The following is a 7,885-nucleotide window of genomic DNA, read 5'->3' on the forward strand; positions in this document are numbered from 1 at the left end:
ATGGCCCTTCTCTGCAAAAACAGATGAGCAAGGCCAGCTATATGAGCAGTTGAGGCCCTTTAGGGCTGACTCCATTTATTAGCCTAGGGGCTTGTCCCTAGGCGATGAATGGCAGGCGGCAAAGCCGCAGAGCCAGCAAAAACTTGTTTTTTGCGCAGGGCCGAGCGAGCCGACGCAGCGAAGCAAGTAACAGCGAGCTGCCGAACGACAACAAGGACTTTAGGGAGTAAAGGTAGCCCCGAGGCCCTAAAAAGAACCAAAGCAATTAGCTCTGTGTTTTTTGTCTCGCAGAACTAGCCAAGTATAGACGTGAACTAGTAGGGATAAACGCCTATCTTCCCAAATTATTTTTCAGTTTTTCTACATTATCTAATCGTAGCGTTATCCTATCAAAGTATTTCTTAAAGTTGTTATCTATGGAAATACTAGATTCCATTGGCAACTTATTTTTTGCATATTTCAAAGCTGCTAGTGTAAAGAGTTTATGATCTGATGATTCACTCAATATCTCCTCTGAATTATAGTAGTCACTTAATATATCTATAATCGCCCTTGAATCATTCAATGATAAGACATATGTTATACAATCCTTTTTCACATAAATACATTTTGAATATAATATTTCTAAAATTTCATCGAGTACTGATTTATCTTCTCTAAGAATAGCTAGTAATACACCTACTTTTTTTTCTCTCCATGTATTTCCGTTGATAAAATCTAAAACTATTTGATCATTAAGTTCAGGACCAATAGATTCTAAAACACTTTTAATACTAGGTTTAATTATATCCAAATTGACTAAATAAAGGCACCTCCCATATTTATCCCATATTTCATTATTCATAGGCCTTGTTTGTAAACCATAAACAACTAACTACCAGCAACTTCCAACTTAAGAGCATTTTACTTTATATCTACTTGCAGGACAGAATCATAGGCCATCCCATTCGAACGAAACCCTTTTAAGGCCTCTCGCCTCTGCCAAGATGGCCCCAATATAAACTGTCCAATAACTTGCTGCTCTCCTTCTCGAAAAGAATAAAGATGAGCCGTGTCCGCTACTATTAAGTGCTCTTTAGTTAGCTGGTAAACATTCTCCCAAGCAATGTAATCCAATTGAGCATCCTCATCTATATCGCCAAAACAAGCACAAATATCTGGCATTGAACTTTCGAAAGTAAAGTAATTTTTTATTTCCCCGCCCTCAATAAACAGCAGCAACCCATAAGAAGTAGGAATGACTTGATAAGGAATTCTACGCCTTGCATTTAATAGCAAATATCGTTTGTCCTTAAACCTATAAATCTCATCGGCAAAAAACAATACCTTTTGGTACCGACTAGAATTATTAGGAAAAAAAAGGCTATCAATTAAGAACCCCTTGCCTAACACAGAAATATACTCATTTCCATAGGTGTAGTTTTTTTCAATCAAAAACTTTACATCATACTCTTTATTAAGAAGTATCGTATCAATATCATAGACTGAAGTATCCGAGCTATGTATATATTTATTGTACTTAACTATTATTTGATCTATTTCAAAAGTACTATCTATAAAGTGGTTCTTAATTAACTCATCACAAGAAAAATAAGTGACATCCTTAAATTCAAGCGCAGCCGACCAATTACCTTTCTTTTCTTCGTTTACATCTACTGAGGCGCTACATGATATCATCAACAAATAACAACTTATTACAAAATAACTCTTTATCAATTTCATCTTAAAAATATTTTACAAGCTTTCGTTTAGCTAAAATACTATCTTTTAAAATTGCTAAGCTCCTATAGCCTCAAAACTGAAAGTTGAAACCCTCTGAATTTAACCGCCGAAGAAAACAGCCAAAAGAAAAAAGACAGTTGAGCGGCCCAGCGCTGCGCAGCCGTGGCGCGAAGCGCCAGACCCAGGAGCGAAGCGACGCAGGGCCGAGCAGACCTGCGAGCGGCGCAGCATAGCGGCGGCCGCCTTGGCTTTGCCAAGGCGGCCGCGGGCCCCAAAATAAATAGATCTAACTACTTTTTTTTAAATCTTAGCTACTGTTTGGAAAAACAAAATGGGGTACATAATATTTGCGCGTTCATCCTGAGGGAAATAATCTAACTGATGAAGATAGCCCAATTGAAACTTGAATTTTTCGAGCTCATAAGTGGCTCCAGCATACAAACGGTTGCGCATAAAGTGCCATTGTGCATGATGATTATTGGCCTTGATATAGACCTCTTCATAGGCAGCAAAGCCCAAGGGCGAGTTGGGCAGGCGGTAGGCTAGCTTGAGCAAATAGCGAAAACGAGGGGTGTAATTCCAGTCGTTTTGATGCCATTCGGTCCCTTCAAAGGCCCATTTTTCCTTAATTTGATGCTCATAGCGGTAGCGATGCACCAACTTAAAGCCCTTGCCCAAAGGCTGCTTAATTTTTAATTGGGCCCAGGGACGATATTCTCGGACTGGCCGAGGAATCCCCCCGCCGGGATAAGTTTGGCGAAAGGTAAAGACCCCCGAAAGTTGAATATTTTTGCTCAATGGATAATGGTAAAAACCAGCCAACATGAGGGCATCCCAGTTTTCGACCCAGTCTTCTCGGCGGATTTGCAGCTCGGCGGTCCATTTGCCTTTGCCAGCTTGGCCACCAACTTGAAAATTAAACCAATTGTTTACTGGGCGAACCGAAGTCGTGTCACTCTGCGCCCAAATAGACTGCCCCAAAAAGAGGAAAGCCAAAATAAAAAGTAAGCGAGAGGCTCCTAAAGTTTTCATAGTTATAGAGTTGTGCAAACCCTCTTCTACAAAATAAAATTTTAATTTCTCTCTAGATTGTTCTCATATAAAAATAAAATGAGGACAAGCTAGCTTATATGGATAGAAAAATGATTTTGCTTGGAGGGGGTATAAAAAAAAGCTATCCCGACAAATCTAGGATAGCTTTTTTATATTGTTTGTAGGTGCAGTCACAAAGGATCTATGAAACTAGAAGGCTTGCACTAACTGAGCACTTTTTTTTTTCGATTGCTTTATAGGCCAAATCGAGGGCCAGATCGAGTTGTTCATTCATGCTCAACTCGCTATTATCAATAGTAATGGCGTCATCGGCTTTGCGTAGGGGGCTATCCTCTCGGCTAGAGTCAATCTGATCTCTTTCCATGAGGTTTTCACGAACCTCTTCTAAAGAAGCGTTAAGCCCCTTGGCTTGCAATTCGGCTAGGCGGCGTTGGCTGCGGACCTCATAGCTGGCCGTCATGAATAACTTGAGTTCGGCTTCGGGAAAAACAACGGTGCCAATATCGCGGCCATCCATCACTAATCCTTTGAAGCGGCCCATGGCTTGTTGTTGTTTGACCAAAAAGCGGCGAACAGCGGAGATCGCGGCTACAGGGCTCACCCATTTAGAGACATACATTTTACGGATTTCCTCTTCCACATCTTCGCCATTGAGGAAGCAATGGTTGGCCCCTGCTCTATGTCGGAAATCTATCCGAATATTATCCAAAGCCTGAGCAATCGCTTGCTCATCTTCTAGGGAGATTTTTTCTTGGAGAAAATAGAGGGTTACGGCACGATACATGGCCCCAGTATCTACATAGATGTAATTTAATTTTTTGGCCAAGGATTTAGCAAGGGTGCTTTTTCCACAAGCGGCAAAACCATCTAGAGCAATAATAATTTTTTGGCTAGGCATAAGGCTGCGATTCTCTGACTGTTTGAAAATGAAACTAAGAATTCGCTCACAAAGATAAGGAAATAAAAAGGCGGCCAAAAATTTAATTTTCGATTTGGTCCAAAAAAGCCCCTAAAGAAGCCCCAAAAAACAAACATAAAGCACTGATAAACAAAAGAAAACTAAATCCTCCGCATTCTGATTTGTACAATTAGGGCAGCAAAAAAGGTGAGGGCCGCAATGCCATAAAAGCAAGCCATTAGGCCAAAGAAATACCAAAGCAAAGCCGAAAAAAGCGCCCCAAACAAATAGCCCAAATCTCTCCACAAACGAAAAATCCCAATATATTCTGCCCGCTTTTCTACAGGGCTCAACCGACTAATAGCCACCAAAAAACTAGGATACACCAAGGCCGTTCCCAAACCCAAGAAAAAACTAGAAAGCATAAAACTGAGCAAATCAGAACTATAGGCAAAGCCCAAAATAGCAAAAGCCTGCATATACATCCCTCGGCGAATGAGTTCTTTGGTCGGCATTTTATCGGCTAGTTTGCCCGTAGCCAATTGACCCAAGCCCCAAACGGCAGGATAAAGGGCGGTGACCCAGCCAATTTCATGAAATAATAAATCCCGCTCCAATAATAAAATAGGCAATAACCCCCAAATCATGCCGTCATTGAGGTTATTTACCCAGCCCGCAAAAGTAACCGAACTCAAACTGGTCTCCAAAAAACTCACCTTCTTAAAAGTGGCCCAAGCCGAGGCCGCCTCCTCTTCCCCACTCAATTTTGGAGAAGTTGTTTGCTCTAAAAGCGCATAAGCAGCCGTCTCTCGAACAAAAAACGCCGATAAACCCAGCCCCAAAAGCACAAAAACTAAGGCGCCCCAAAATAAAAGATCATTCAATGGGCCCAAATAAGCCGCCGTGGCATAAGCCGATAAGGCCAAAGCCATATAACCCGCCGACTCATTGATGCCCATCGCTAATCCCCGGTCCTTGGCCCCCGCCAAATCAATTTTCATGACCACCGTGCTGCTCCAAGCAAAACCCTGATTCGCCCCCAACAATAAATTGGCAAAAATGATCAATTCCCAACTTGGCGAAAAAGCAAAGAGAAAGGGAATCGGCAAAGCCAAAGCCCAACCCAATAATAAAACCCGCTTGCGCCCCCACAATTGCATCAATAAACCCGCAAAATAATTGGCCGTGGCCTTGGCCAAACCAAATGCCATGATAAAGTAAAATAAAGCCTCCTCCGCCGCAATTCCAAAACAAGCCTCTACATAAGACCCAAAAACAGAACGCTCCAAACCCAATAAGGCCCCCACCAACGCATTGATCAATACCAATAAAGCAAACTGATAGGCATTGACCCGCAAACCCAATTTCAAATTTTCCATGCAAAATATATTTTAGCCCAAAATACAGCTATTTCTAGAACTGCAAACAGAAACTAAGATGCTGAAATTAGTTTTATTTAAAATAAGTCTAAATAAATTTTGTGTTTTTAATCTGGCCACCTACATTTGCAGCTGTTCAGCTATCTGTAATTAATCTAAATAAGAATAGAGCGCCATGAGAAAATTCAACCTCCTTTTTTCAGCCCTTTTGGGCGCTAGTAGTCTGTTTGCACAGACCGTAGAAACTGTTTCTGTAGGCCCAAGCTATCAAGAGGCTAGTTATTACCGCCTTTCCGATGGCCAAACGCAAGAACTGCCTCATGCCAATTGGCAGTTTGCCTTTTCCGTTTTTGGCCAACAAGATGCCAGCATTTTTATCAATGAAGGCAGTAGTTTGGGCGGCACGGCTGTAAAACTACACCTCAGTAGCACTAGCAATTTTGCCACCACTATAGACCCTAGTACCGATTTGGTCCAAGAGCTCTCTAACCCCGAACAGAACTGGTCCGAAGGGGCTTTTAATACCGCTAGCCATAGCTCAAATTTTGATTATGGCTGGGGGAGCTACCAAATGAGTAACCACCAAATTGTTGGCGATAAGGTATTTGTGCTGGAGCTTAGCGATGGCAGCTACAAAAAACTCATAATCGATTCTTTGGCCTCCGGTAGCTATTATTTCCGCTATGCCGATCTAGACGGCAGCAACCTGGTCCAAACTCAAGTCAATAAAGCCGACTACAACGGCCAAACCCTCGCCTATTATTCTATCGATTCTGCCGCTACCCTACAAACTGCCGAGCTCAATGGCGGTTGGGACCTCCTTTTTACTAGATACAGCACTTTCATCGATGATGGCCAAGGCGGCCAAATGGCCTATGGCGTCACTGGCGTTTTGGCCCATAAAGACCTAGAAGTAGCCGAGGCCGCTGGCGTTACGCCTAGCCAAGTTCAAGCCAGTAACTACCAAGATAGCTTCGCCACCGAGCCCCTCACTATTGTTGGCCACGACTGGAAAAGCTATGATTTTTCTTCTGGCTGGGGCGTTTCTAGCGATTTGGTCTATTTCTTCAGAACTACGGACCAGAATATCTGGAAGGTCCAGTTTATCGACTTTGAAGGTTCTTCTACGGGCCTTAGCCGCCTACAAAAGGAAAATCTTGGCCCGCTTTCTATTTTTCAAGCACCCAATGCCGCAGTAAAAGGAATCAAATTGTTTCCCCAACCCGCCCGCCAACAAAATATCCAGCTTTTGCTAGAGCCTACTCAAAATGCAACTTACGAAATTCAAATCTATAATACTCTTGGCCAAAATATTTGGTCTAAGCAGTACAACTTGCAGCAAGGTTTGCAGCAGCTAGAATTGCCCAGCGCCCAATTTTCTGCCGGGCAGTATATCCTCCAAGTTCGTCAAGGAGAACAAACTAGCGCTCTACCTTTCCTGTTGCTTGATTAGTCCCCAAGCAGCTATCATTTCAATTGTCAGTGTCAGTGTGGGTCCTGGTTTCGGCCAGGGCCTTTTTAAATTAAAATTCAATTATTTTTTACCTTTTGGGGCCTCCGCAGCAAGCTGCGGCGCTACGTTTCGGGGCTCGCTATTCGCTCGGCCCTTCGCCGCTTTCAGCGGCTCGGTCTGGCCTGACGGCCACCCCTGCACATCGCTAGGCCATTTGGCCTACGGCCAGGCGCTTCGCGCCCAAATTATCCCGCCTAATATCAATCTTTACTTATGAAAACGATTTCTTATTCTTCCCTCTTTTTTGCCCTTTTCCTCTTTGCGGCCTGCCAAAATGAAGCAGCCCAAGCAAACACAGAACAAAAAACACCTACAACAGAAACGCCCAAACGCATTATTTCCCTAAATGGCAGCCTTACCGAATTACTCTATCAACTGGATTTGGGCCAAAATGTTGTTGGCCTAGATGTCACCAGCAGTTACCCAGAAGCCGCCCAAGCCCTACCCAAATTGGGCCATGTCAATAAACTAAATGTAGAGGCCGTTTTGGCCCTGAATCCCGATTATATTTTGGTCGATTCTAACGCTTTGGCCAGCCCCGCCATTCAGCAGTTGGCCCAATCTAAAGAAATAGAAATCTTGGCCGTTCCCGTTCCCCAACGCTTAGATGGCGCAGTAACTAGCGCCAAAGCCTTGGCCCAAAAACTACCCATCGCCCCAGAAAAAATTGAGGCCCTAGAAGAAGAAATGAAAAAAGACCGAAAAGCCCTAACAGAGTTTTTGGCCCAACAAAAAACTAGCCCCAAGGTCCTTTTTATTTATGCTCGAGGAAGCAAAGTCATTATGGCCGCTGGCCCCAATACGCCCATGGCCCAAATGATCAAATTGGCTGGCGGACAAAATGCCGTAGACAATTTTGAGGACTTTAAGCCCCTAACCCCAGAATCTGTTTTGGCCAGCCAGCCCGATATCCTGCTCCTATTCAATTCTGGACTCGCCTCTTTGGCCCAAGCCGAAAAATCGGCAGATGAAGCCCTGCTCAGCCTGCCCGCTTTGGTCCAAACCCCAGCCGCAAAACATAAACGCATTATTAGTATGGAAGGACATTATCTCTCTGGTTTTGGACCAAGAGCCGCAAAAGCCGCTCTAGAACTTGCCCAAAAGCTAGAAACAGCAATGAACAAGTAGTCCTCATTTTTTGGAGTTTAGTTTGTCTGTGGTCGCCCAATTCGGGCGGCCTTTTTTTGTTTTGGACCAAAGAAAATCGCAAAACTTGAAAAAAACAGATGAGTGGCCCAGCGCTGCGCAGCCGTGGCCCAAAGGGCCAGACCAAAGCCCGCAGGGCTGCAGGGCCGAGCAGACCTGCGAGCGGCGCAGCAT

General features: G+C 43.8%; 7 protein-coding genes. 2 read left to right on the forward strand and 5 right to left on the reverse strand.

The window, feature by feature from the left end:
- Positions 1–331: 331 nt before the first annotated feature.
- From SAPGRDRAFT_RS19310 to SAPGRDRAFT_RS19330, 5 genes are all read right to left on the reverse strand, one after another.
- On the reverse strand, positions 332–844 hold the full coding sequence (locus tag SAPGRDRAFT_RS19310; RefSeq protein ID WP_002661157.1) for a hypothetical protein: 513 nt from the start codon (positions 842–844) through the stop codon (positions 332–334).
- A gap of 59 nt (positions 845–903) precedes the next feature.
- Positions 904–1,722 carry a hypothetical protein gene (locus SAPGRDRAFT_RS19315; RefSeq protein WP_253271383.1) on the reverse strand — a complete coding sequence of 273 codons (819 nt, stop codon included), beginning with the start codon at positions 1,720–1,722 and terminating at the stop codon, positions 904–906.
- A gap of 300 nt (positions 1,723–2,022) precedes the next feature.
- Positions 2,023–2,754: a DUF2490 domain-containing protein gene (locus tag SAPGRDRAFT_RS19320; protein ID WP_002661160.1), complete on the reverse strand. Its 732-nt coding sequence runs from the start codon at positions 2,752–2,754 to the stop codon at positions 2,023–2,025.
- Between the two features lie 202 nt (positions 2,755–2,956).
- A complete protein-coding gene (gene cmk / locus SAPGRDRAFT_RS19325; RefSeq protein WP_037351002.1) occupies positions 2,957–3,673 on the reverse strand; it encodes a (d)CMP kinase in 717 nt (238 codons plus the stop codon).
- 161 nt (positions 3,674–3,834) lie between these two features.
- Positions 3,835–5,052 carry an MFS transporter gene (locus SAPGRDRAFT_RS19330; RefSeq protein ID WP_002661163.1) on the reverse strand — a complete coding sequence of 406 codons (1,218 nt, stop codon included), beginning with the start codon at positions 5,050–5,052 and terminating at the stop codon, positions 3,835–3,837.
- 175 nt (positions 5,053–5,227) lie between these two features.
- Between SAPGRDRAFT_RS19330 and SAPGRDRAFT_RS19335 the strand changes: the two genes are divergently transcribed.
- Both SAPGRDRAFT_RS19335 and SAPGRDRAFT_RS19345 read left to right on the forward strand, forming a co-directional pair.
- The gene (locus SAPGRDRAFT_RS19335) at positions 5,228–6,505 is read left to right on the forward strand and encodes a T9SS type A sorting domain-containing protein (protein WP_002661165.1); all 1,278 of its coding nucleotides are present in this window, start codon (positions 5,228–5,230) and stop codon (positions 6,503–6,505) included.
- Positions 6,506–6,778: 273 nt separating this feature from the next.
- Positions 6,779–7,693, forward strand: coding sequence for a heme/hemin ABC transporter substrate-binding protein (locus SAPGRDRAFT_RS19345; RefSeq protein ID WP_002661167.1), 915 nt, complete (start codon positions 6,779–6,781; stop codon positions 7,691–7,693).
- Positions 7,694–7,885 lie beyond the last annotated feature (192 nt).

Origin of the sequence: Saprospira grandis DSM 2844, from assembly GCF_000275825.1 — a bacterium.
In the GTDB taxonomy this organism is placed as follows: Bacteria; Bacteroidota; Bacteroidia; order Chitinophagales; family Saprospiraceae; genus Saprospira; species Saprospira grandis_A.

What these genes read in the sequence shown, in the direction of transcription:
- cmk (WP_037351002.1), bottom strand. Translation starts at nt 3,673, where the DNA reads ATGCCTAGCCAAAAAATTATTATTGCTCTAGATGGTTTTGCCGCTTGT.
- SAPGRDRAFT_RS19315 (WP_253271383.1), bottom strand. Translation starts at nt 1,722, where the DNA reads ATGAAATTGATAAAGAGTTATTTTGTAATAAGTTGTTATTTGTTGATG.
- SAPGRDRAFT_RS19345 (WP_002661167.1), top strand. Translation starts at nt 6,779, where the DNA reads ATGAAAACGATTTCTTATTCTTCCCTCTTTTTTGCCCTTTTCCTCTTT.
- SAPGRDRAFT_RS19310 (WP_002661157.1), bottom strand. Translation starts at nt 844, where the DNA reads ATGAATAATGAAATATGGGATAAATATGGGAGGTGCCTTTATTTAGTC.
- SAPGRDRAFT_RS19320 (WP_002661160.1), bottom strand. Translation starts at nt 2,754, where the DNA reads ATGAAAACTTTAGGAGCCTCTCGCTTACTTTTTATTTTGGCTTTCCTC.
- SAPGRDRAFT_RS19330 (WP_002661163.1), bottom strand. Translation starts at nt 5,052, where the DNA reads ATGGAAAATTTGAAATTGGGTTTGCGGGTCAATGCCTATCAGTTTGCT.
- SAPGRDRAFT_RS19335 (WP_002661165.1), top strand. Translation starts at nt 5,228, where the DNA reads ATGAGAAAATTCAACCTCCTTTTTTCAGCCCTTTTGGGCGCTAGTAGT.